The 23,353-nt window shown below is 64.3% G+C and carries 19 protein-coding genes; 15 read left to right on the plus strand and 4 right to left on the minus strand.

The window, feature by feature from the left end:
- Positions 1-2: 2 nt before the first annotated feature.
- The 8 genes from NK8_RS24185 (at position 3) to NK8_RS24220 (ending at position 10,685) form a co-directional block, all read left to right on the plus strand.
- Positions 3-515, plus strand: coding sequence for a (2Fe-2S)-binding protein (locus tag NK8_RS24185; protein ID WP_213230635.1), 513 nt, complete (start codon positions 3-5; stop codon positions 513-515).
- 6 nt (positions 516-521) lie between these two features.
- Positions 522-2,888, plus strand: a complete 2,367-nt coding sequence (locus NK8_RS24190) for a xanthine dehydrogenase family protein molybdopterin-binding subunit (RefSeq protein WP_213230636.1) — start codon at positions 522-524, stop codon at positions 2,886-2,888.
- 63 nt (positions 2,889-2,951) lie between these two features.
- Entirely contained in the window at positions 2,952-3,680 is a 729-nt protein-coding gene (locus NK8_RS24195; protein ID WP_213230638.1) for an enoyl-CoA hydratase/isomerase family protein, read from the plus strand.
- A 91-nt stretch (positions 3,681-3,771) separates the two neighbouring features.
- Positions 3,772-5,439, plus strand: a complete 1,668-nt coding sequence (locus NK8_RS24200; RefSeq protein WP_213230640.1) for a UbiD family decarboxylase — start codon at positions 3,772-3,774, stop codon at positions 5,437-5,439.
- The gene (locus tag NK8_RS24205) at positions 5,426-6,016 is read left to right on the plus strand and encodes a UbiX family flavin prenyltransferase (RefSeq protein WP_225936362.1); all 591 of its coding nucleotides are present in this window, start codon (positions 5,426-5,428) and stop codon (positions 6,014-6,016) included. The genes NK8_RS24200 and NK8_RS24205 overlap by 14 nt, the downstream gene beginning before the upstream one ends.
- A gap of 76 nt (positions 6,017-6,092) precedes the next feature.
- Positions 6,093-7,565 (plus strand): NAD-dependent succinate-semialdehyde dehydrogenase, encoded by a 1,473-nt coding sequence (locus NK8_RS24210; protein ID WP_213230641.1) that lies wholly within the window; start codon positions 6,093-6,095, stop codon positions 7,563-7,565.
- Positions 7,566-7,633: 68 nt separating this feature from the next.
- Positions 7,634-9,295 (plus strand): UbiD family decarboxylase, encoded by a 1,662-nt coding sequence (locus tag NK8_RS24215; protein WP_213230642.1) that lies wholly within the window; start codon positions 7,634-7,636, stop codon positions 9,293-9,295.
- A gap of 31 nt (positions 9,296-9,326) precedes the next feature.
- On the plus strand, positions 9,327-10,685 hold the full coding sequence (locus NK8_RS24220; RefSeq protein WP_213230643.1) for an MFS transporter: 1,359 nt from the start codon (positions 9,327-9,329) through the stop codon (positions 10,683-10,685).
- A 110-nt stretch (positions 10,686-10,795) separates the two neighbouring features.
- On the opposite strand, the gene NK8_RS24225 is transcribed toward NK8_RS24220, so the two are convergent.
- Positions 10,796-11,716: a LysR family transcriptional regulator gene (locus tag NK8_RS24225; RefSeq protein WP_162069153.1), complete on the minus strand. Its 921-nt coding sequence runs from the start codon at positions 11,714-11,716 to the stop codon at positions 10,796-10,798.
- Between the two features lie 153 nt (positions 11,717-11,869).
- Here NK8_RS24225 and speB point away from each other — a divergent pair, with 153 nt between their 5' ends.
- The 7 genes from speB to NK8_RS24260 all read left to right on the plus strand — a co-directional run bounded on the left by speB (position 11,870) and on the right by NK8_RS24260 (position 19,712).
- On the plus strand, positions 11,870-12,844 hold the full coding sequence (gene speB / locus NK8_RS24230) for an agmatinase (protein WP_213230644.1): 975 nt from the start codon (positions 11,870-11,872) through the stop codon (positions 12,842-12,844).
- Positions 12,845-12,926: 82 nt separating this feature from the next.
- Positions 12,927-14,435 (plus strand): aldehyde dehydrogenase, encoded by a 1,509-nt coding sequence (locus NK8_RS24235; RefSeq protein WP_225936363.1) that lies wholly within the window; start codon positions 12,927-12,929, stop codon positions 14,433-14,435.
- A 70-nt stretch (positions 14,436-14,505) separates the two neighbouring features.
- Positions 14,506-16,026 carry a cytosine permease gene (locus NK8_RS24240; protein WP_213230646.1) on the plus strand — a complete coding sequence of 507 codons (1,521 nt, stop codon included), beginning with the start codon at positions 14,506-14,508 and terminating at the stop codon, positions 16,024-16,026.
- Between the two features lie 24 nt (positions 16,027-16,050).
- Positions 16,051-17,742, plus strand: coding sequence for a choline dehydrogenase (gene betA, locus NK8_RS24245; RefSeq protein ID WP_213230647.1), 1,692 nt, complete (start codon positions 16,051-16,053; stop codon positions 17,740-17,742).
- Between the two features lie 219 nt (positions 17,743-17,961).
- Positions 17,962-18,381, plus strand: a complete 420-nt coding sequence (locus NK8_RS24250) for a diacylglycerol kinase (protein ID WP_213230648.1) — start codon at positions 17,962-17,964, stop codon at positions 18,379-18,381.
- Positions 18,382-18,402: 21 nt separating this feature from the next.
- Positions 18,403-19,260: an AraC family transcriptional regulator gene (locus tag NK8_RS24255; RefSeq protein ID WP_213230649.1), complete on the plus strand. Its 858-nt coding sequence runs from the start codon at positions 18,403-18,405 to the stop codon at positions 19,258-19,260.
- A gap of 44 nt (positions 19,261-19,304) precedes the next feature.
- On the plus strand, positions 19,305-19,712 hold the full coding sequence (locus tag NK8_RS24260; protein ID WP_213230651.1) for a DUF2000 domain-containing protein: 408 nt from the start codon (positions 19,305-19,307) through the stop codon (positions 19,710-19,712).
- Positions 19,713-19,716: 4 nt separating this feature from the next.
- Here the strand turns inward: NK8_RS24260 and NK8_RS24265 are convergent, their stop codons facing one another.
- The 3 genes from NK8_RS24265 to NK8_RS24275 are packed head-to-tail and all read right to left on the minus strand — an operon-like array spanning position 19,717 to position 23,272.
- On the minus strand, positions 19,717-20,733 hold the full coding sequence (locus tag NK8_RS24265; protein WP_213230653.1) for an aldo/keto reductase: 1,017 nt from the start codon (positions 20,731-20,733) through the stop codon (positions 19,717-19,719).
- Positions 20,734-20,736: 3 nt separating this feature from the next.
- Positions 20,737-21,984 (minus strand): ABC transporter substrate-binding protein, encoded by a 1,248-nt coding sequence (locus NK8_RS24270; protein ID WP_162068597.1) that lies wholly within the window; start codon positions 21,982-21,984, stop codon positions 20,737-20,739.
- A gap of 43 nt (positions 21,985-22,027) precedes the next feature.
- Positions 22,028-23,272 carry a DUF1479 domain-containing protein gene (locus tag NK8_RS24275; protein ID WP_213230655.1) on the minus strand — a complete coding sequence of 415 codons (1,245 nt, stop codon included), beginning with the start codon at positions 23,270-23,272 and terminating at the stop codon, positions 22,028-22,030.
- Positions 23,273-23,353: the final 81 nt, after the last annotated feature.

A 23,353-nucleotide genomic window follows, 5' to 3' on the forward strand; every position in this document is an offset into this window, starting at 1 on the left:
ACATGGAGACTCGTACCGTCAGAGTCGTCGTCAACGGCACCGCCTATGAGCGCGACGTCGAACCGCGCCGCATGCTCGGTGACTTCCTGCGTCACGACCTCGAACTCACCGGCACGCACTACGGTTGCGAGCACGGCGTATGCGGCGCCTGCACCGTGCTGATCGAAGGCCGCACCGCGCGCGCCTGCCTGACGCTCGCGGCGCAAGTAAACGGCCACTCGCTGACCACCGTCGAAGGGCTCGCTCACGCGGACGGCACGCTCAACGAGCTGCAAAAAGCCTTCACCGAAACACACGCGCTGCAATGCGGTTTCTGCACGCCCGGCATGCTGATGACGCTGACCGAACTGCTGAACGAAACCGATTCGCCGACCGAAGCCGAAATCCGCGAAGCGATCACGGGCAATCTGTGCCGCTGCACGGGCTATCAGCCGATCGTGGCCGCGGCCCTGCTCGCCGCGCAGCGCATCCGCGATCAGCGTGCCGCCGCACCGGCGGCTTACGCGACGGAGTAACACACGATGGAAATTTCCGATCTGAAGGGCGCGCCCACCGACCAGCGTTACATCGGCAAGCGCATCACGCGCACCGAAGACAAGAAGCTGCTGCAAGGCCAGGGCTCCTACGTGGACGACCTGCATCTGCCGAACATGCTGCAGGCCGCCGTGCTGCGCAGCCCGCATGCGCACGCGAAAATCGTGTCGATCGACTGCACCGCTGCCCGCGAACTCAAAGGCGTGCATGCCGTCTACACGCACGCGGACCTGAGCGGCCGCGCACGCGGCCGCGCGCCGTCGATGCTGCCGAATCCGGCGATCCGCTTCGAGCGCACACAGGAACTGCTCGCTTCGACCGAAGTCACGTTCGCGGGCGAAGCGGTGGCGTTCGTCGTCGCGGACAATCGCTATATCGCCGAAGACGCGTGCGGTCTCATCGAAGTCGAATACGACACGCTGCCCGCCGTCGCCGACTGCCGCGACGGACTGCGCGCCGAATCGCCGCTCTGCCACACCGACGCGAAAGACAACGTCGTCGCGCATATCGAAATGGGTTTCGGCGACATCGACGCCGCCTTCGAGAATGCGCCGCATGTCGTCGAGGAAACGTACTGGCAGAACCGCGGTTCCGCGCATCCGATGGAAACGCGCGGTTATCTCGCCGAGTATCACGCGACCAACGGCGAGCTGACCGTCTGGTCGTCGGGTCAGGCGCCGCACCACGAGAAGAAGAATCTCGTCGAGTTGCTCGAATGGGATGCCGAGAAGCTGCGCGTGCTGATGAACGACGTCGGCGGCGGCTTCGGCCCGAAGCTGCCGTTCTATCCGGAAGAGGCGCTCGTCTCGATCGCGGCGGTCGCGCTCAAGCGTCCCGTGAAATGGATCGAAGACCGGCGCGAGCATTTCCTCGCGGTCACGCAGGAGCGCGACCAGTGGTGGACCGTACGCATGGCGCTGGAAAACGACGGCAAGATTCGCGGCGTGAAGCTGGAGATGGTGCACGACAACGGCGCGTTCCTGCCGTGGGGCATCATCACGCCGTACATCTCGATCACGACGACGCCCGGCCCGTACGTGATCCCCGCGATGGGCGCGAAGCTCGACGTCGTCTACACCAACAAGTGCGCGACCTCGCCGGTGCGCGGCGCGGGCCGCCCGCAAGCCGTGTTCGCAATGGAGCGGATTCTCGACAAGGCCGCGCGCGCGCTCGGCATGGACCGCGCGGAGCTGCGCTGGCGCAATCTGATCCAGCCGGAGCAGATGCCGTATGACGCGGGCTTCATCTATCGCGACGGCAGTCCGCTGCGCTACGACAGCGGCGACTATCCGGCCTGCCAGAAAGCGGCGCTCGAACGCGCCAACTACGCGAGCTTCGCCGCACGCAAGGCCGAGGCGCGCAGTCAGGGCCGCTTCATCGGCATCGGCATGGCGAGCTTCGTCGAAGGCACCGGCATGGGGCCGTTCGAGGGCGCGACGGTGCGCGTGCAGGCGAATGGCCGCATCGTCGTGATCACCGGAGCATCGCCCCAAGGTCAGGGCCACAAGACCACCTTCGCGCAGATCTGCGCCGAACAACTGAACGTGCCGCTCGAAACGATCGACGTCGTGACCGGCGATACCGGCGGCATCTCGATGGGCGTCGGCACCTTCGCGAGCCGCGTGACGGTGAATGCCGGCAACTCGGTCTATATCGCCGCGCAGGCCGTGGGCGAGAAGATGCTCACGCTCGCCGCGCATCTGTGGCAGTGCGAGCCCGAAGAACTCGTGCTCGTCGAGGGGCACGTGGCACGCCGCGCGGGCATCGAACAGCGCATGAGCTACGGCCAGCTCGCGAAGATCTCGCAAGGCATGCCGGGCTTCACGATGCCCAAGGGCCTCACCGCCGGCCTCGAAGAAACGAAGTACTTCTCGCCCGCGCAGTCGACGTATTGCAACGGCACCGCTGTCGTGGAACTGGAAGTCGATCGCGAGACCGGCCACATCACGATCCTCAACTACGTGATGGCGCACGACTCCGGCAAGCTCATCAATCCGATGATCGTCGATGGCCAGGTGATCGGCTCGGTCGCGCACGGCATCGGCAACGCGACGCTCGAATGGATGCAGTACGACGAGAACGCGCAGCCCACCACGACGAACTTCGGCGAATACCTGCTGCCGATGGCGACCGACGTACCGAACGTCGACATCGTGCATCTCGAAACGCCGTCGCCGCTGAACCCGCTCGGCGTCAAGGGCGCGGGCGAAGGCGGAACGATTCCGGCCGCGGCGGCGATCGTCGCGGCGATCGAGGACGCGCTCTCGGAATACGGCGTCGAATTCACCGAAGCGCCGCTCGTTCCGCAACGCGTATTTCAGAAGCTCAAGGAGGCTGGCGCCTACGCTCGCTGACTGGTGCGCGCCGGCTCATCAGAAATGTGGATTTCCCGTTTTCATTGACTTTACTTGCCCGCCATGACGACTGAATTCAACGCCGCGCTCCACGATTCGGAATACCGGATCACCCTCTCCCAGCCAGACCTCGGCAACACGCTGACGCTCGAAGCAATGCGCGCGCTCGCCGCCGAGATCCGCAAGGCCGGCCGCGATCCGGAGGTGAAAATCATCCGCATCCGCGCGTCCGGCCCCGCGTTCTGCCGTGGCCGCGCGGTCAGCGCGCCGCCCGCCACGCCGCCGACGTCCGCGCAGTTCCGCCGCAACGTCGCCGATCCGATTCTCGACGTCTATCGCGCGATGCACGAAAGCGAAGTGCCGCTCATCGCCGAAGTGCAAGGCGATGCCGAAGGTTTCGGCTGCGCGCTCGTCACCGCGTGCGACATGGCCATCGCGGCGGACAATGCGCGCTTCAGCCTGCCCGAACTGCAGAAAAACCTGCCGCCGACGCTCGTGCTTTCCGTGCTGCGCCACAAGGTGCCGCCGAAGGCATCCGCGCATCTGGTCTACCTGACCGAGACGATCGATGCCGCGAACGCGCGCGAATGGGGCATCGTCGCCGAAGTCGTGCCGGGCGCGAGCCTCGCCGCACGCGCCGACGCCATGGTCGCGTCGATCTGCACGCGCGAGCGCATCGCCATCGCCACGCTGAAGACGTATTTCCGCGAGATCACGATTCCCGACTTCTCGCTTGCAAGCGAAGTGGCCGGCGCGTCGCTCGCCAACGCAATGACGTCGATGCGCCGCTGATACATCGACGCCACACGCACTACCCTGCCCGCCGGGCAGCATTCAAAGCAAAGGGCGCCGCGCAACGCGGCGCTTCAAGGGACTTCCAGTCATGGCTGATCAAGACACCTCTTCCACGTCCGCCGCGAACACGGGTTACGCGGACCTGCACGAACACATCGCGCGGCTCGACGCGGCTGGCCTGCTGTATCGAATCGACGAGCCGGTCAATAAAGACACCGAAATGCATCCGCTCGTGCGATGGCAGTTTCGCGGCGGCATTCCCGAAGCCGAACGCCGTGCGTTTCTCTTCACGAACATCGTCGACAGCAAGGGGCGCAAGTACGACATTCCGGTCATCGTCGGCGGCATCGCGGCGAATCCGGAGATTTACCGCATCGGCATGAACGTGCCCTCGCTCGACGATATCGGCGACGCCTGGAATCGCGCGATCGACAATCCGATTCCACCGGTCGTGGTTGAAAGCGGCCCGGTGCACGACATCGTGATCGAAGGAAAGGACCTCGAAGGTTCGGGCAACGGCCTCGAATCGCTGCCGCTGCCGATCTCGACGCCGGGCTTCGATGCCGCGCCCTACATGACGATGACCGGCGTGATTTCGCGCGATCCGGAAACCGGCGTGCAGAACATGGGCACCTATCGCGGGCATCTGAAATCGGCGACGCGTCTCGGCATGATGATGCTCGTGAATCTGCGCGCGGGCGGTCTCGACCACTGGCGCAAGTACGCGGCCAAGGGTGAGAAGATGCCGGTCGCCATCGTGCTCGGCGCGCCGCCCGTCGTCGCTTTCCAGGGGCCGCAGAAGCTGCGTCCGAACGTCGATGAACTGAGCGTCGCCGGTGGTCTTGCCGGCACGCCGGTGCGTGTCGTGAAAGGCCGCACCGTCGATCTGCTGGTGCCCGCCGAAGCGGAAGTGGTCGTCGAAGGTTATGTCGATCCGCAGTATCTCGAACCCGAAGGCCCGTTCGGCGAGAGTCACGGCTATGTCGCGCTGGAGGACTTCAACCTCGTCATCGAGGTCACGGCGATCACGCGGCGCAAGGACGCGGTGCTGACGTCGATCATCTCGCAGGTCACGCCGTCCGAATCGAGCGTCATCAAGCGGCTCGCCTACGAACCGATGTTCCTGCGCCATCTGCGCGACCATCTCGGCATTCGCGGCATCAAGAAGGTATCGCTGCACGAGCCGCTTACGAACCTGCGCCGCTTCGTGTTCCTGCAATTCGAGCGCGGCGCGAAGCGCACGGAAGTCTGGCGCGCGCTGTACGGCACGATGTCGCTGCAGGCGGCGATCGGCAAATTCGTGATCGCCATCGATGACGACATCGATCCGGACAACGCCGACGCGGTGTTCTGGGCGATGGGCTATCGCTGCAATCCGGTCGAGGACGTGAAGATGATTCCGTACCGCGAGCCGGGCCACGGTCCGCGCTCGGACCACGCGACCGGCCTCGATTCCGCGATGCTGATCGACGCGACCATGAAGGCGCCGATGCCGCCGCTCGCGTTGCCGAAGAAGGAATACATGGAGAACGCGAAGCTGCTGTGGGAGCGCCTCGGCTTGCCGGCGCTCAAGCCCGAGTCGCCGTGGTACGGCTATTCGCTCGGTGACTGGACGGAGGAATGGGACCGCAACGCCGAGCAGGCGACGCGCGGTGAATGGATGCAGCGCGACGCGTCCTACCAGGCGCGGCGTCGCAGCGGCGTCGAACCGAACTCGCCGGCACGTGCCTATGAGGATGATCGTGGCGACCAATAACGGCTCTCCTGAACGGATCATCGTCGGCATCACGGGCGCGTCTGGCGTGATCTACGGGATTCGCGCGCTCGAACTGCTCGCCGAGGCGGGCGTCGAGACGCATCTCGTGATCAGCAAGGCCGCCGAGCTGACGATGACCTACGAAACCGACTTCCGCGCCGCCGATCTGCGCGCGCGCGCGTCGCGATGGTATTCGCCCGGCGACATCGGCGCCGCCATTTCGTCGGGCTCGTTCAAGACCAAAGGCATGCTGATCGTGCCGTGCTCGGTGCGCTCGATGAGCGAGATCGCCACCGGCATCACGAGTTCGCTGGTCAGCCGCGCGGCCGACGTCGTCCTGAAAGAGCGCAGGCGTCTCGTGCTCGGCGTGCGCGAGACGCCGCTGCATGGCGGTCATCTGCGCACGCTCGTGCAGCTCTCCGACATGGGCGCGGTGATCGCGCCGATCGTGCCGGCTTTCTATTCGAAGCCGAAGACGATCGACGACATCGTGAATCACACGATCGGCCGCATGCTCGATCTGTTCGATATCGAAACCGGCGTGGTCAAGCGCTGGAAAGAGCAGCAGGACGAGTAGCGATGCGCCGCTGACGCGCCTTCATCCCCATCACAGGCCCGCCGCGTGCGTCGGCGGCCGCCCTTTTGCGATGACCATGACTGAATCCAATCCGCTTTCCCGGCTCGCCGATCCGAGCCTGTTGCGCACGCTCGCCTATATCGACGGCGCGTGGTGCGGCGCCGACGACGCCCGCACCTTCGCCGTCGACGATCCCGCCACCGGCGCGACGATCGCCGACGTCCCGCTGATGACCGGCGTCGAGACGCGCCGTGCGATCGAGGCGGGCGAACGCGCGCAGCGCGGCTGGCGCGCGCTCACTGGCGCGCAGCGCGCGGCGGTCCTGAAGCGCTGGCACGCGCTGATGATCGCCAATACCGACGACCTCGCGATCATCATGTCGGCCGAGCAAGGCAAGCCGCTCGCGGAAGCGAAGGGCGAAATCGGCTATGCGGCATCGTTCATCGAATGGTTCGCCGAACAGGCGAAACGGGTCGATGGCGACGTGCTCGCCTCGCCTTCCAGCGACAAGCGCATGCTCGTGACGAAGGAGCCGATCGGCGTGTGCGCCGCGATCACGCCGTGGAATTTTCCGGCCGCGATGATCACCCGCAAGGTTGCGCCCGCGCTCGCCGCAGGCTGCGCCATGATCGTGAAGCCCGCCGAAGCCACGCCGCTCTCGGCGCTCGCGCTGGCCGAACTCGCGCATCGCGCGGGCGTTCCGGCGGGCGTGTTCAGCGTGGTCGTCGGCGATCCGCGCGAGATCGGCGCGGAGATGACGGCCAACCCGATCGTGCGCAAGCTCTCGTTCACCGGCTCGACGCCGGTGGGCCGGCTGCTGATGAGCCAGTGCGCGCCGACCGTCAAGAAGCTCTCGCTCGAACTGGGCGGCAACGCGCCGTTCATCGTATTCGACGACGCCGATCTCGACGCGGCCGTCGAAGGCGCGCTCGCTTCGAAGTATCGGAACGCCGGACAAACCTGCGTCTGCACGAACCGCTTCTATGTGCAGGACAGCGTGTACGACGCATTCGCCGACAAGTTCGCGGCGGCGGTCGGTCGCATCAAGGTCCGCAACGGCTTCGAGGGCGGCGTCACGCAAGGACCGCTCATCAACGAGGCGGCGATCGGGAAAGTCGAAGCGCATATCGCCGACGCGGTGGCGCACGGCGCGCGCGTGATCACCGGCGGCAAGCGTCATGCTGCGGGCACGCTCTTCTTCGAACCGACCGTGGTGGACGGCGTCACCGCTTCGATGCGCTTCGCGACCGAGGAAACCTTCGGCCCGGTCGCCCCGCTCTTTCGCTTTCACGACGAGCGCGAGGCGATCGAAGCGGCGAACGCCACGGAGTTCGGGCTGGCCGCGTACTTCTACAGCCGCGACATCGGCCGGATCTGGCGCGTGTCCGAGGCGCTCGAATACGGGATGGTCGGGGTCAACACCGGTCTGATCTCGAACGAAGTCGCGCCGTTCGGCGGCGTCAAGCAGTCCGGCCTCGGTCGCGAAGGCTCGAAGTACGGCATCGAGGAATACCTCGAAATCAAATATCTGTGCATGGGCGGCGTCTGAAGCCTGTCGTGCAATCAAACAATGACCGTGATGAACCCGTCCGCCGGGTCTCACATGAAGGAGAAAGCATGTCGACGTCGCCTCACGATCTTTCGCCTGCGGCAACCGCCGAAGGCGCCCCGCGCGACCTGCAGGAACATATCGCGCGGCTGGAAGCCAAGGGGCTTTTGACCCGCATCGAGCGGCCGATCAACAAGGACACGGAACTGCATCCGCTCGCGCGCTGGCAGTTTCAGGGGGGACTGGACGAAGACCAGCGCCGCGCTTTCCTGTTCACCAACGTGGTCGACGGCGAAGGCCAGACCTATGACATCCCGGTGCTGATCGGCGGTCTCGCCGCCTCGCCGGAGATCTATGCGACCGGGCTGGGCCTGCCGGTCGATCAGATCGGCAAGGTCTGGATGGAGGCGATCGCCGAGCCCATCGCGCCGGTCATGGCGGATGACGCGCCCTGTCAGGAAGTCGTGATCACGGGCGAAGAACTGAAACGCCGCGGGCTGTCGCGGCTGCCGGTGCCGGTGTCCACGCCCGGGTTCGACGCCGCGCCCTATCTCACCGCGACGCTGTGCGTGACCAAGGACCCCGCGAGCGGCGTCCAGAACATGGGCACGTACCGCGCCGCGTTGAAGTCGGAAGACCGGCTGGGCGTACGCATGGCGAGCCGGCTGTCGGGTGCGGGCGGCTATCTGCACTGGGAGAAATATCGCGCAATGGGTCAGCAAATGCCCTGCGCGATCGTGCTGGGCTGCGCGCCGGCCGTGTTGTTCACCGGGCCGCAAAAGCTGCAGATCGATCAGGACGAGATGGCGGTAGCCGGTGGCCTGATGCGCTCGCCGGTCGAGGTGGTGCGCTGCAGGACCATCGACCTCGTCGTCCCGGCCGATGCCGAAATCGTGATCGAAGGCCTGATCGACACCGATGCTCTGGAGCCCGAAGGTCCTTTCGGCGAGAGCCACGGTCATATCGCGCTCGAAGACTACAACATGTCGATGCACGTCACCGCGATCACGATGAAGAAGAAGCCCGTGTTCGTCTCGATCATCAGTCAGGTGACGCCGAGCGAAAGCTCGGTGCTGAAGAAGGTGGCCTACGAGCCGCTGTTCCTCGAGCATCTGCAAAAAGTGATGGGCGTGCGCGGCGTCAAACGGGTGGTGATGCATGAGCCGCTCACCAACCTGCGCAAGGTGATCTTCGTGCAGTTTGCGCGCGGCACGCCGCAGGCGGAGGTCTGGCGCGGCATGCAGGGCGCCGCGACCCTTCAGGCACAGTGCGGCAAGCTGGTCATCGCAGTCTCCGAGGACATCGACCCGGAAAACGCCGATGCCGTCTTCTGGTCGCTGGCGTATCGCTCCGACTTCACGCACGACGTGCATGTGACGCCTTATCGCACGAGCGGCCATGGTCCGAAGTCCGGCCGTGCGCCGCTCGAAAGCACGCTTCTGATCGACGCCACGCTGAAGCACGACATGCCGCCGCTGGCTCTGCCGGCGGAGCGATACATGAGCGCCGCACGCAAGATCTGGGAAGAGCTGAACCTTCCTCATCTGACGCCGCGCCCGCCCTGGCACGGCTACCACCTGGGCGACTGGGACAAGCGCTGGGATGAGTATGCGGATGCGGCGACCTCCGGCGGCTGGCGCGAGACCGGCGAGCGTACGTGGGCCAACCGGCGCGGCGGCGTGAAACCGGAAACACCGGTTCGCGAAGCCTCGGGCGGCCACGGCGAATAAGCCCTTAGAGCTGGGACATCCGGAGACATCCATGACTCAAAAGATTACTGTCGACATCGCCCAGGTCGTCGAGACGCAGGAGCGGAGCTGGTTCACCGTGACCCTCTTCGTTCTGTGCGCCCTCGTCATGCTGGCGGACGGCTTCGACAATCAGGCCCTGAACTACGCCGCGCCCGGCATCATCAAGGAGTGGGGCATCAACCGTGCCCTGATGACGCCGGTGTTCAACGTCAGCATCGTCGGCTGGATGGCGGGGTCGGTCGTCTTCGCGATGCTGGCGGACCGCATCGGCCGGCGACGCGCGATCCTGCTGGCGACCGTGGTGTTCGGCGGCTTTACCTTCGCCGTGCCCTTCGCGCACGATCTGGTCACACTGTCGATCATGCGTTTCTGCGCCGCGCTCGGCATCGGCGGCGGCATGCCGATGGCGGTCTCGCTGATCACGGACTATGCCCGCTCGGCCAATCGGGGTCTGGTCATCACCCTCCTCTATCTCGGCTATACGGCCGGCTCGTCCGGCGGCGGCCTGCTTGCGGCGGAGATTATTCCCGCCTATGGCTGGCGCTCGGTCTTCTATCTGGGTGGCGCTGGCGCGGTGGTGGTGGGCATCATTCTTCTGATCGGACTGCCTGAATCGATTCGCTATCTGGCCCTGCGCAATCCCGGCAGCGAGCGCATCCTGGCTTATGCCCGCAAGCTCAAGCCCAGCGCGCGGTTTGCCGATGACACGCGTTTCACCATTCAGGAACAGGTACGCACGGGCGTGCCGGTGAGGCACCTCTTCACCGAAGGCCGCTCGGCGATGACCGCCTTCCTGTGGCTGGCGCTCGGCTTTTCGTTCGTCACGCACTTCTTTCTGTCGCAGTGGATGACGACACTGCTCACCGACGAAATCGGCTTTGCCAATGCGGCCCGCAGTCAGGCTCTGTTCCAGCTCGGCGCCGGCTTCAGTTGCTTCTTCGGCTGGATGATCGACAAGAAGGGCATCTCGGTGATGACACTGACGATGATTCTCGGCGCCATTCCGGTGGCGGCGCTTGGCGTGGCCGTCGGTACGGGCGCCGGTCCCACCATGGCGATGGCGCTCGCCTCGGGTCTGCTGGTGCTGGGCGGCAATATCGGTCTCAATGCCATTTCGAGCATGATCTATCCGACCTTCATTCGCTCGACCGCGACCGGCGCTTCGTTCGCGGTGGCGCGCATCGGCGCGATCGTCGGGCCGCTGCTTGCCGGTGTGCTGATCGCTGTCGGAACGCCCATCGGAACGATCTTCTTCCTCGGTTCGTTGCCGTTGCTGGCGGCTGGGGTTGCCTGCTTCATGCTCAGTAGAGCGATCACGCCCGAAGTGGCGCGGGAGATGTCCTCGCGGTCGGCGCTGTCGCGGCATTAGAGTGAGTGTCGGGGCATCGCCGGATCCCGTATTCGCGTCGGTCTATTGGCGTTGCCCCTGTGCTAATAGACCGACACGATCACGGGATCCCGTGACGACCCTGCCGCGTCCTAAGCGCGCTCCACCCGCAACGCCTCATGACATGCCTGCAGATCCGCCATAAACACCTTCAGTATCGAAGCCATCGAAGCCCCGCGCCGCGTGATTGCACAGAACGGCCAGTTCCCGCCGAATCGTCCGGCGCAGACCCTGCGCATGTCGCCGCTCTCGACCCAGCCGGCGGCATAGTGATTGGGCAGAAACCCCACATACGCTCCCGAAAGAATGAGAATCGCCTGAGCCTCGACGTTATCGACTGTAGCCGCCGCCTTGCTTGCGCTCAGCATCCGCAGATCGTGCTGCTGAAAGTAACCTCGCGCGACGATCCGGCTTTCGGCGATCATCTCGCTGGACACCTCAGCATCGAACGCGCTCGCGTAAAGCGGATTGCCCCTGCCGCAATAAAGGCCGTCCGCTTCGACATATAGCTCGTCGTAACTCAGCCCCGGCACGTGAATCGGAAAGTGGCCGATCGCCACATGCAGCCGCCCGTCGAGCACGCGTTCCTCAAGTTCGGCCGGTGAGCCTACGTAGATATCGACGTGCACATCGTGTCCACGCGATACGAACTTCTGCAACGCATGCGGCAGCGGCGAGGTTTTGTCGGAAACCGTATTGTCGATGGTTCCGAGGTAGAGCCTGCCCGAGATGTGCTTCTTCAGCGCATCGGTATCCATACAAAATGCTTCCACCGCGATCTGCAGCCGTTGCGCCGCCTCAAAGGTCGCGATGCCATGCTCGGTCAGCCGGAAGCCGCCCCGCCCCCGTTCGCAGAGCTTGAGCCCGAGACGGGTCTCGAGCGTCGTCATCTGTTCGCTGATCGTCGACTGGCTCACGTTCAGGCTCGCCTGCGCGGCCGAAAAGCCGCCGCATCGCACCACGGCCATGAAGACGCGCAGCAGCTTGAGATCAACGTCCTGCAATTGGGTCATCGGGTGCCGCCTCCCCTCGTCGTTGCTTCGGATTATCCGATGTGAACATCCGATACTCGTGATTTTTACGCCCGTCATTCCTGTTCATAGTTTCTCAAAACAACGCGCAGGCTCAAACCTGCGGTCCAACTTGACAGAACAGGAGATGCTGAAATGCAGGGCAACAGCTATGAATCCGGGCGACTCAACCTGCCGTTCGTCGGCCATTGCACGTTCGCGAAGTCGCCGGTGTGCCTCGACTGGAACCGGATCGACGCCGATGTGGCGATCCTCGGCGCGCCGAACGACATGGGCACGCAATGGCGCTCCGGCGCCCGCTTCGGGCCGCGCAGCATCCGTGAAGCGTCGACGCTGTTCTCGTTCGGCCATGCGGGCGCGTACGACCACGAAGACGACGTGCTGTATCTGAGCCGCGACCAGTTGCGCATGGTCGACGTCGGCGACGCCGATATCGTGCACACCGACATGGCGAGCAGCAACGCGAACATCGAACTCGCGGTGCGCAAGATCCTCGAATGCGGCGCGATGCCCATCACCCTGGGCGGCGACCATTCGATCCACGCGCCGGTCATCAAGGCGTTCGAGGGCAAAGGACCGATTCACATCATCCATTTCGACGCGCATCTGGACTTCGTCGACGAGCGCCACGGCGTGCGCTACGGGCACGGCAATCCGCTGCGCCGTGCATCCGAGATGGCGCATATCGTCGGCATGACGCAGCTCGGCATTCGCAACGTGTCGTCGTCGAACCGCGAAGACTATGACGCGGCGCGCCGTGCCGGCTCGGAAATCCTGTCGGTGCGCGACGTGCGCAAGCTCGGCACGGAAGGCGTGCTCGCCCGGGTTCCGGAAGGCGCGGCCTACTATATAACCATCGACATCGACGGCTTCGATCCGTCCATCGCGCCTGGCACGGGCACGCCGAGCCACGGCGGGTTCCTGTACTACGAGGTGCTCGAGATCATCCAGGCGCTCGCCCGGCGCAGCCGCGGAAACATCGTAGGAATGGATCTCGTGGAAGTCGCGCCCGCCTACGACCCCGCCGGCGTCACGCCGATTCTCGCCGCTCAACTGCTGATGAATTCGATCGGCTTCATCTTTCACGAGCGCAGCAAGGCCAAACGCTGAAAGCGCGCCTGCAATTCCACGGTTCACATCGACATTCACGGGGCTCGACATCATGAAGCCCCGGACCAACAGGAGACGAGTTTTGGATACCAATGTCAGCGACTATCTGAATCGGTTCGGCGTTCAGAAAGCCACCACGCGCTTTTTGAACAAGCCGCAGAAAATGTTCATTGGCGGCGCGTGGGTGCCGGGCGGCGCGGGAGAGACGCTCGATGTGATCGAGCCGTCGACCACCGGCGTCATCACGCAGATTCCGCTCGCCACCATCGACGATCTCGACCGCGCGGTGCGCGCCGCGCGCGCGCAGTTCGATGGCGGTCCGTGGCGCAAGCTCAAGCCGCTCGAACGGGAGCGCCTGCTGCACCGGCTCGCCGATCTGATCGAAGCCAACGCGGCCGAACTCGCGGAAATCGAATCGATCGACATGGGCAAGTCCGCCGCGCAGGCGCGCGACGTCGACGTGCAGGGCACCATCGATACGTTCCGCTACTTCGCGGGCTGGGCGTCGAAGCTGCACGGACGCACCGTCGAGCCTTCGCTGCCGGGCGACTACGTCGCCTATACGCGCAAGGAGCCGGTCGGCGTGGTCGGCATCATCGTGCCGTGGAATTTTCCGCTGCAGACCATGGCGTGGAAGCTCGCGGCCGCGCTCGCCGTGGGTTGCACGGCGGTCATCAAGCCCGCCGAACTCACCTCGCTCTCGACGCTGCGCTTCGCCGAGCTCGTGCAGGAGGCCGGCATTCCGCCAGGCGTCGTCAATGTCGTGACGGGACGCGGCGGCGTGATCGGCGCGGCGCTCGCGCGTCATCCCGGCATCGACAAGCTCACCTTCACCGGCTCGACCGACGTCGGCCGCAACGTGGGACAGGCGGCCGTGCACGATATCCGTCGCGTGACGCTGGAACTCGGCGGCAAGTCGCCGGTGCTCGTGCTCGACGACGCGGACGTCGACGCCGCCGCGCACGCCGTGGCGAACGGCATGTTCTTCAACTCCGGCCAGGTCTGCGACGCTGGCACGCGCGTGTATGTCCAGCGCAAGATTCACGAACGCTTTCTCGCTGCGCTCATCGATTACACGCGCACCCTGAAGATCGCTGCGGGTCTTGATCCCGATTGCTTCATCGGTCCTTTGGTGTCGGCGCTGCAAAAGGAACGCGTGAGCGCATACATCGACGCGGGTCGGCGCGAAGGGGCCGAACTCGTCTACGGCGGACGCAGACGGGAAGAAACCGGTTATTTCGTCGAGCCCGCGATCTTCGCCCATTGCCGCAACTCGATGAAGATCGTCCGCGAAGAGATCTTCGGCCCCGTTCTCGTGAGCTCGCCTTTCGACGACATCGGCGAAGCCGTGCGGCTCGCGAACGACTCGCCCTATGGTCTCGCCGCGGCCATCTATTCGAACGACGTGAATCGCATCCACGCGCTGGTGCCGCAACTGCGCGCGGGCAGCGTCTACGTGAACGCGCACAGCACGATCGACCCGGCGATGCCGTTCGGCGGATTCAAGGAATCGGGCTTCGGCAAGGACCTCGGGATGGAGCAGCTCGACCATCTGACGGAGACCAAGGCCGTCTGGATCACGCTGCACTGAGCCGCTTTGCCCTCCGCTTTTTCCTCTGCTTTTTCCTCTCATGGCATCAGCTTACTGATCGAGGTATGCGATGGAATCATATGAAAGCGCCGCGAACGCAAGCGCGGCGGCAAGCGAACACGGAGCAATAGAAGGTCATTCGATCGACTTCATTCCCGAGCACGAGCGAACCGACCGGTTATCGAGGCAAGGTCCCTTCTGGTTTCTCGGCAACTTCACGTTCTTCACGATGACGATCGGCTTCGTCGGCCCGAGCGTCGGACTGACTTCGTGGTGGACGACGGTCGCCGGCACGCTCGGCATCATGTTCGGCACGCTGTTCATGGCGTTTCACGGCTCGCAGGGTCCGCATCTCGGCTTGCCGCAAATGATCCAGTCGCGCGCGCAGTTCGGCTATCGCGGCGTGATTCTGGTGCTGTTCGCGACCCTGTTCGTGTTCGCGGGCTTCAACATCGTCAATCTCGTGTTGATGATGCAGGGCCTGAAAACACTGTTCGGATGGGACCCGTTCAGGATCGCGCTCGCGGTCACCGTGCCCGCGTCAATACTCGCCGTGCTCGGCCACGACTGGATGCACCGCAGCTTCAAGTGGGCGCTTTACCTGTCGCTCCCGCTGTATGGTCTCGTCACGCTGGCGGTGCTGATGCACTGGGTTCACGACATCCCGCTTCCCGCAGCAGCCGCAGGCGCAACGCTGCCCGCGCCGCTCGGCTTCAACTGGACGGGATTCATCGCCCAGTTCGCAGCGGCCGCGAGCTACAACATCGCCTACGCGCCCTATGTGTCCGACTACTCGCGCTATCTGCCGAAGAACACGCCGGGCGGCAAGCTGATCGCGGCGGTGTTCGTGGGCGCGTCGCTGTCGGGTGCGTGGATGATCGCCGTGGGCGGCTGGCTCGCCGATCACCTGCATGCGAGCGATGTGCTCGTCGCGCTCAATCAGGTCGGCAGCGATCTCGCGCCGGGACTCGGCAGCGTGGTGGTCGCCGTCACGATCATCGCGTTCCTGCCGGTCATCGCGATGAACATCTACAGCGCGAAGCTCACTGCCATCACGGGTGTCGATTCGTTCAGGAAGTTGCGGCCGACGGCCCGCACGCGCATCGTCGCGGTGCTCTTCGTCGTGTGTCTGCAACTCGGCGTCGCGTTGAGCATCTACACGTCGGGGAAGGGCCTGTCGGTGCTGAACATCTATCTCGTCGTGATGCTGTACTTCCTCGTGCCGTGGACGGCGGTCAATCTCACCGACTACTTCTTCGTGCGCAAGGGCCGCTATGCGATCCCGCATTTCTTCATGCCGCACGGCAGCGTGTATGGCGCATGGGGCGCGCGTGGCCTGATTTCATATGTGATCGGCTTCGCCGCGATGATCCCCTTCTTCTGCATCTTCGACGGTCAGGACGAGGTCTACGTCGGTCCGCTCGCACGGGCGATCGGCAGTGTCGATCTCGCGTGGCTGGTCGGCCTGATCGTCTCGGGCGTCGCGTACTTCCTGCTCGCGCGCTCGCTCGACATGAGACACGAAGAAGTGATCATCCATCACATCGAAAAGACGCAGCCGCAGTACACGACTGGCGACAAGCGCTTCTGAACAGCAAAGGATCAGGAAAAAGTCATGTCCACCGATCAATACGATTACATCATCGTCGGCGCGGGTTCGGCCGGATGCGTGCTGGCCAACCGCCTCACCGAAGACCCTTCCGTGCGCGTGCTGGTGCTGGAATACGGCGGCAGCGACCGCAGCATCATCATCCAGATGCCGAGCGCCTTCTCGATGCCGATGAACACGAAGAAGTACAACTGGAAATACCAGACCGCGCCGGAACCGCATCTCGACGGACGCCAGTTGCACTGTCCGCGCGGCAAGGTGCTGGGCGGGTCGTCGTCGATCAACGGCCTCGTCTACATTCGCGGCCATGCATACGACTTCGACGAATGGGAATCGCTCGGCGCGCGCGGCTGGGGCTATGCGAACTGCCTGCCGTATTTCCGGCGCGCGGAGAGCTACAAGTTCGGCGGCGACGAATATCGCGGCGAAAGCGGACCCTTGTCGACGAACAACGGCAACAACATGCGCAATCCGCTGTACGGCGCTTGGGTCGAAGCGGGCGCGCAGGCGGGCTACATTAAAACGGACGATTGCAACGGCCACATGCAGGAAGGCTTCGGCGCGATGCACATGACCGTCAAGGACGGCGTGCGCTGGTCCACTGCCAATGCGTATCTGCGTCCGGCGATGACCCGGCCCAATCTGCATGTCGTGACCAACGCGATGACGCATCGCGTGCTGATCGAGGGCAAACGCGCGGTCGGCGTGGTCTACGAACAGGGCGGCACGACGCGTACCGCGCGCTGCCGCGCCGAAGTGCTGATCTCGTCGGGACCGATCGGCTCGCCTCATCTGCTGCAGCGCTCGGGCATCGGACCGTCGCAGGTGCTGCGTGGCGCGGGCGTCGAAGTCCGGCACGATCTGCCGGGCGTCGGCGAGAGTCTGCAGGATCACGCGGAAATCTATATCCAGTACGCCTGCAAGCAGCCGGTCACGCTCAACAGCAGAATGGACCCGTTCAGCAAGTTCATGATCGGGCTGCGCTGGCTGCTCTTCAAGGATGGCCTCGGCGCCAGCAATCATTTCGAAGCAGGTGGCTTCATTCGCTCGGAAGCGGGACTGCGCTGGCCGGATATCCAGTTCCACTTCCTGCCCGCCGCGATGCGCTATGACGGCGACAAGCCGCTCAAGGGACATGGGTTCATGGTGCTCACCGGACCCAACAAGCCGAAGAGCCGGGGCTACGTGCGCCTGAACGCGGCCGATCCGTACGTGCATCCCGAGATCCGCTTCAATTACCTCGAACGCGAGGAAGACCGCGAGGGCTTCCGGCGTTGCGTGCGCCTCACGCGGGAAATCATCGCGCAGCCTGCGATGGATGCGTTTCGCGATGTCGAACTTGCGCCGGGGCCGGACGTCCGCACGGACGCCGAGATCGACGCCTTCGTCCGGAAGAACCTGGAAAGCACGATGCACCCCTGCGGTTCGTGCCGGATGGGCGAAGACGAGATGGCCGTGGTGGATTCCGAACTGCGCGTGCGTGGCATGGACGGCCTGCGCGTGATCGACTCGTCCGTGTTTCCGACCGAGCCGAACGGCAATCTGAACGCGCCCACGATCATGCTGGCGGAACGCGCCGCCGACCTGGTCAAGGGCATCCCGACGCTCGAACCTTCGCACGCGGAAGTGGGACTCGCGCAAGGCTGGGAAACGCGGCAACGCACGCATCAGCCCAAACGCAAGTTGCATCACGTGTGAGTATCGGGCGGCGGCCTGTTCGTTTCATCATGAATGCGGGGCTTCGGCCTCGATGCTTGCAGGCTCGGGCATCGAGGCCGAGTGAATCGCGTTGCGATCCTCAGACGGGGGCGGGATTGACCGTTAGTTGCGGGTCGTCCTGTTTGCGCATCGGTTGCATAATCTATGGGAGTGCGCATCAAGCCAGACATCCCTTCATCGGAATCGCCACGTCGCGTCATGGTTCGATCTACGTCTTCCCCCAAACCCGTGCCCATCAAACGCAGTGGCCTCCTGCGCGGCCTGTTCGCGCTGCGTCACTCGCGCAACGGCATCGTCGCCACCTGGCGCGAGGAAAGCGCGTTTCGCCAGGAGGTCTGTGTCGCGGCCGTGCTGCTGCCGATCGTGCCCTTCGTGCCGGTGAGCGCCGCCGAGCACGTGCTGCTCGCGGCTTCGGTGTTGCTCGTGCTGCTCGTCGAACTGATCAATTCGAGCATCGAAGCGGCCATCGACCGCATTTCGCTCGAACGTCACGAACTCTCCGGGCGCGCGAAAGACTGCGGCAGCGCGGCGGTTACGGTGTCCATCGTCATCGGGGCGTTGGCGTGGAGCGTGATCTGCGGGCCGCTCGCGTGGCGCTGGCTGAGCGCGCATTTCTGAGGTTGCCGGGGCGAATGAGCGATGACAGGCACAAGCGTATCCAACGAGCGAATCGATGACTGGCTCGCCGCGCGGCGCGATCCCGAGACGGGTATCGAAGCGCTGCGCGCGCATTTCCGCGGTCAGGCCTATGATCCGCACGACCATGACGACATGCTGATCGGCTACACCGAGCAGGGCGTGCAACGCTTTCAGTGCCATCGGTCCCTGCACACGAGCGTTCCGGGCCGCGCGATCCTGATCGAGCCCGGCGCGCTGCATGACGGGCATGCGCCGGAAGCGAGCGGCTTCACCTACGCCATGCTGTATCTGCCGCAAGGCTGGGTCGAGCACGCGGCGCGCCAGTTGAATCTGCCCGGACTGCGCGGCGTCGAGGCCGCCTTTCGCCAAACGCTGGTGGATGATCGCCTTCTCGTCGACGCGATCCGGGCGGCGTTCTTCGCCACGTTCCATGACGAAGGCAGGCTGGCCCGCGACCAGGCGCTCGACCATCTGCTGACGCAACTTGGCGGCCAGTTGCGCGACGCGCCGGCGATGACCACCCTCGCAGCGCCGCTTGCCGCCCTTCGCGCGCGCGATCTCCTGCACGAACAGATGGATGGCAACATCGGACTCGATGAACTGGCCACGGTTACCGGAATCGACCGGTTTCAGTTGACGCGCCTTTTCAAGCGCACGTTCGGCACGTCGCCGCACGCGTACCTCGTGCGCTTGCGCCTGCGCGCCGCCCGTCGATTGCTGGCGAGCGGTCATCGGCCCGCGCAGGTTGCCGCGATGGTCGGATTCTCCGATCAGAGTCACCTTGGCCGCTGGTTCAACCGCGCCTATCGGATGACGCCCGCGGCCTATCGGCAGATGTGCACAAACGTTCCAGACTGATCGCTGCGGATCGCGGACCATGAGCGTTCCAAGGAGGAACATTCATGTTCAATACCAAAGTGGCGCTGATCGTGCGCGATGATCTGGCTGTCTGGCAAAAGCTCAACGTGGTCGCATTTCTCGCGACCGGCGTGGCGGCCGCGATTCCCGAAGCGTTGGGCGAACCCTACGAGGACGCGGCCGGACGTCGGTATGGCCGCATGCTGGGCCAACCGATGCTCGTGTTCGCCGCCGATCTGCCCGGCCTGCAGGGCGCGCATCGGCAGGCGCTCGCGAGCGAACTCGAGATCGTGCCGTACGTGCACGCGATGTTTTCCACCGGACACGATGCGGCCAATCGCGAGGTATTCCGTGCGCAGGACGCAGCAAGTCTCGATTTCGTGGGCCTCGCGCTGCATGGATCGAGGAAAGCCGTGGACAAGGCGGTGAAGGGGCTGCCGCTGCACGTGTGACGCGCTATTGCGGCGTGGGCGCGTCCTGACGAATCAGCTCGCGGCGTTTCAGTTCAGCCCAGAATTCCAACGGTATGTCGGTCCGGAAGGTTTGAAGGTTGTCTTCGAGCTGCGCAACCGTGCGTACGCCAGGAATGTTCGTCGGGATCGCGGGATGTCCGAGGACGAATTGCAGAGCGGCAGCCTTGAGCGGAACCGCGTATTCCCGGCAGACCTGCTCCATCTCGCGAACGCGCGCCAGAATGGCCTCGGGCGCGCTCGCGTAGTTGTATTTCGCGCCGGGCACCGCGCCTGTCGCGAGAATGCCGCTGTTGTAGCCGCCCCCGAGGATGACCGACACCTGTTGCGCTTCGCACAGCGGCAGAAAGCCGTCGAGCGCATCCTGTTCGAGCAGTGTGTAGCGGCCGGCCAGGAGCAGGCAATCGAAATCCTGCCGGCGGATGGCTTCGTGCGCGACCTGCCATTCGTTGACGCCGACCCCGACCGCCTTCACGACACCTTCATCGCGGAGCTTCAGCAGCGCTTTCGACGCGCCGGCCATTGCTGCCTCGAACATCTCGGGCTGACGCTCGCCGTGGGTAAAGACATCGATATCGTGAATCAGCGCGATATCGATGTGCTCCAGCGCGAGACGCTGCAGGCTGTCCTCGATCGAGCGCATGGCGCCGTCGTAGCTGTAGTCGAAAACGGTTTCGAACGGCAAACCATCGACCCACGGCGCGAAGTCGATTTCGGCGCGCCTGCGCGGCTCGAGGAGTCGTCCGACCTTCGTCGACAGCACGTACTGATCGCGCGGATACCATCGCAGCCCGTGCCCACAGCGCGCTTCGCTCAAACCATGACCGTACATCGGAGCGGTGTCGAAGTAGCGCACGCCGGCATCCCAGGCTGCCTTGATCAGGGCGGCGGAATCCGCTTCGCTGATCGGCCTGAAGATGTTGCCGATCGGCGCGGCGCCGAAACCCATCAACGTTGTCTCGAGCCCGGAACGGGGCCATTTTTCCTTGGCGATCGGGTCCATGTCTTATTTGACCTTTGCGGCAGCGGCGAGCTTGCGCACGCCTTCTTTCGCGTCTTCGTTCGAGTTCATGAAATTCGTCACGACGTCGGTGATGGCGCCGGCGGTGACGGGAGACTGAAGTTCGCCAAACGCCAGCGAGGGGAGAAAGCCGCCCGATTTGATCGTCGCCTGCTCGTCCGCGCGTGACTTTTTCGCGCAACTGTCGAACTTGTCCATCGGCACGTCCAGTCTGACGGGAATCGAACCCTTGTTGAGACTGAACTGCTCCTGAAACGCGGGGGACATGATCGTTTTGGCCATCGCGAGTTGTCCGGGCGTCGCGTCCTTCTTGCCGTTCTGCTGGAAGAACACGAATGCATCCGCGGTGTACGTGTAGGCATTCGACGTGCCGGGCGCGGGTGCGCAAACGAAGTCGACGTCCGCCTTCTTGTTCGCGTTCGCGAACTCCCCCTTGGCCCAGTCGCCCATGAACTGCATGCCGCCCGAACCGGAGATCACCATCGCGGTGGCGAGATTCCAGTCGCGGCCGTGATAGGCCTTGTCGAAGTAAGTCCGGATCTTCTGGACGGTCTCGAAGACCTGCACCATCTGCGGCGACGTCAGCGTTTTCTGATCGAGATCGATGAGCGCCTTACGGTAGAAGTCCGTGCCCTGCGACAACACGACCGTCTCCCAGATGGTCATGTCCTGCCACGGCTGACCGCCGTGCGCGACAGCCGTGATGCCCGCCGCGCGAAACTTGTCGGCGAGCGCGAAGAACTCCGGCCACGTCGTCGGCGGCGTGCCGCCCACTTTGTCGAGATCCGCCTTGTTGATCCACAGCCAGTTGATCCGGTGCACGGAAAAAGGCGCTGCCACATAATGACCGCCCGACTTCATCGCGCTGTCGATCTGCGCGGGCGTGTGGCTCTTCCAGTCCGTCGCGGCCTGATCGATCGTGACCACCACGCCCTGATCGGCCCAGTCCTGAATCAACGGCCCCTTGATCTGCGCGGCCGATGGCGCATTGCCCGAGATCACCTGCGTCTTGAGCGCGGTCATCGCGGCCGTGCCCGAACCACCGGCGACCGCGAAGTCCTTCCACTCATAGCCTTGTTTGCTCATGTCGTCCTTGAGCACGCGGATGGCCTTCGATTCGCCGCCCGAGGTCCACCAGTGCAGAACCGAGAGCTGTTCGGCGGCCAGCACCGCATGCGTGCCGGCGATGAACAGCGCGACGGCCGCCGCGGCCGACGTCAGTGATGTCTTCATTGCAGTCTCCGATGTTTTCTTATGGATGAAGCAGTGCGTGCGACTACACGTCGAGCCCGAGTTGCGCACGGCCCAGCGGCGTCAGATCGTCGACGGTCGCGCGGCCGGCAAAATCGGTTTCGAAATGATCGGCCGGGAAATCAGGCGGGCTTTCGCCCTTCAGAAAGCTCGGCAACTGACGCTTCAGATAGGCGTCGTTCTTGGCGCAGGCGGGCGCCGAGGCGATGTACATCACATTGCTGAACCCCGCGCCCTTGTGCTCGTCCTCGACCGCATGGATGACGTCGCTGTGCCAGAACACCGTATCGCCCGCTTCCATCTTTGGAATCGACGACAACGCTTCGAACAGCGGCGCATGAAATTCCTGCTTGATCGAGAGCGCGCGTCCGGGCATGGCGCCGCACAGGTCGTCGTCGGCGACATCGTCCTGAAGGGCGCGCAGGAGGATGTACACCATCGAATTGGCGATGGGCACGAGTTGCAGCGTGCCGTCGCCCGGGCCTTGCGGCGTCAGCGCGGTCCAGCCCTGGAACGTGCGGAACATCGAACACACGGCCGGCGACGCGATCTCTTCCACATCGGGGCGAAAGGCGGCGTCGAACGCGTCGTAACTGCGCCAGTTGCCGGAGAAAACGTGGCGATACACCTTGCGGAAATTGCCTTCGATCCAGCGCTCGACCGAGCCGCCGTCGCAATGCGCCGACAGACCGAGCGATGCCGAGCCGGGCGGCCGCCGGCGCAGACGGTCGGCATAGACAGGCACGTGTTCCGGATCGAAGTGGACGCGCCCTTCGCTCTCGTTGCGCCAGAGCTTGTTGAGAAAGACGCGCGCCGCCGTCAGCGTCTCCGACTGACGCGCCAGCACTTGCGGCTTCGACCAGTACACGCCGTAGATCTGCGGTTTGCTCGAAGCCAGTTGTCCGAAGTATTTGTCTTCCGCGCGGTTTTCGAGGCGCTTGTCGAGATGGTTTCGCTCGACGTAGTGCGCGATATCGTCGTCCCACGCTTGCACCTGCGCGCGAGGGAAGACTTTGCGAATCACGCACGCACCGCGCGATCTGACGAGCGCGATCTGCTCGTCGGTTACACGTCGTTCAGCGATGTCGGCGAACTGGATCTCGGGAATGACGTCTTCCCCTCGATCGCGCTGCGCGGCGATGCGTTTCGCTTCAGCGACGATCGCCTGTTCGACTTCGGCGAATACCTCCCGGTAGTTCGGCAGCGCTGCCCGCAGCTCTTTTTTCGCCTGCCGGATCGCGCCGGGCAAGTCATCGATTTTCAGCGCCATGATCGTCTCCATGTCAATTTCTGTGCGCACAGCATATGACGCGGAGCTATGCGCTGGTGATACTATTCAGGCAATTCATTT

Origin of the sequence: Caballeronia sp. NK8 (assembly GCF_018408855.1) — a bacterium.
Taxonomy (GTDB): domain Bacteria; phylum Pseudomonadota; class Gammaproteobacteria; order Burkholderiales; family Burkholderiaceae; genus Caballeronia.

What these genes read in the sequence shown, in the direction of transcription:
- NK8_RS24190 (WP_213230636.1), top strand. Translation starts at nt 522, where the DNA reads ATGGAAATTTCCGATCTGAAGGGCGCGCCCACCGACCAGCGTTACATC.
- NK8_RS24220 (WP_213230643.1), top strand. Translation starts at nt 9,327, where the DNA reads ATGACTCAAAAGATTACTGTCGACATCGCCCAGGTCGTCGAGACGCAG.
- NK8_RS24250 (WP_213230648.1), top strand. Translation starts at nt 17,962, where the DNA reads ATGGTTCGATCTACGTCTTCCCCCAAACCCGTGCCCATCAAACGCAGT.
- speB (WP_213230644.1), top strand. Translation starts at nt 11,870, where the DNA reads ATGCAGGGCAACAGCTATGAATCCGGGCGACTCAACCTGCCGTTCGTC.
- NK8_RS24185 (WP_213230635.1), top strand. Translation starts at nt 3, where the DNA reads ATGGAGACTCGTACCGTCAGAGTCGTCGTCAACGGCACCGCCTATGAG.
- NK8_RS24265 (WP_213230653.1), bottom strand. Translation starts at nt 20,733, where the DNA reads ATGGACCCGATCGCCAAGGAAAAATGGCCCCGTTCCGGGCTCGAGACA.
- betA (WP_213230647.1), top strand. Translation starts at nt 16,051, where the DNA reads ATGTCCACCGATCAATACGATTACATCATCGTCGGCGCGGGTTCGGCC.
- NK8_RS24270 (WP_162068597.1), bottom strand. Translation starts at nt 21,984, where the DNA reads ATGAAGACATCACTGACGTCGGCCGCGGCGGCCGTCGCGCTGTTCATC.
- NK8_RS24255 (WP_213230649.1), top strand. Translation starts at nt 18,403, where the DNA reads ATGACAGGCACAAGCGTATCCAACGAGCGAATCGATGACTGGCTCGCC.
- NK8_RS24195 (WP_213230638.1), top strand. Translation starts at nt 2,952, where the DNA reads ATGACGACTGAATTCAACGCCGCGCTCCACGATTCGGAATACCGGATC.
- NK8_RS24260 (WP_213230651.1), top strand. Translation starts at nt 19,305, where the DNA reads ATGTTCAATACCAAAGTGGCGCTGATCGTGCGCGATGATCTGGCTGTC.
- NK8_RS24275 (WP_213230655.1), bottom strand. Translation starts at nt 23,272, where the DNA reads ATGGCGCTGAAAATCGATGACTTGCCCGGCGCGATCCGGCAGGCGAAA.
- NK8_RS24225 (WP_162069153.1), bottom strand. Translation starts at nt 11,716, where the DNA reads ATGACCCAATTGCAGGACGTTGATCTCAAGCTGCTGCGCGTCTTCATG.
- NK8_RS24240 (WP_213230646.1), top strand. Translation starts at nt 14,506, where the DNA reads ATGGAATCATATGAAAGCGCCGCGAACGCAAGCGCGGCGGCAAGCGAA.
- NK8_RS24215 (WP_213230642.1), top strand. Translation starts at nt 7,634, where the DNA reads ATGTCGACGTCGCCTCACGATCTTTCGCCTGCGGCAACCGCCGAAGGC.
- NK8_RS24210 (WP_213230641.1), top strand. Translation starts at nt 6,093, where the DNA reads ATGACTGAATCCAATCCGCTTTCCCGGCTCGCCGATCCGAGCCTGTTG.
- NK8_RS24200 (WP_213230640.1), top strand. Translation starts at nt 3,772, where the DNA reads ATGGCTGATCAAGACACCTCTTCCACGTCCGCCGCGAACACGGGTTAC.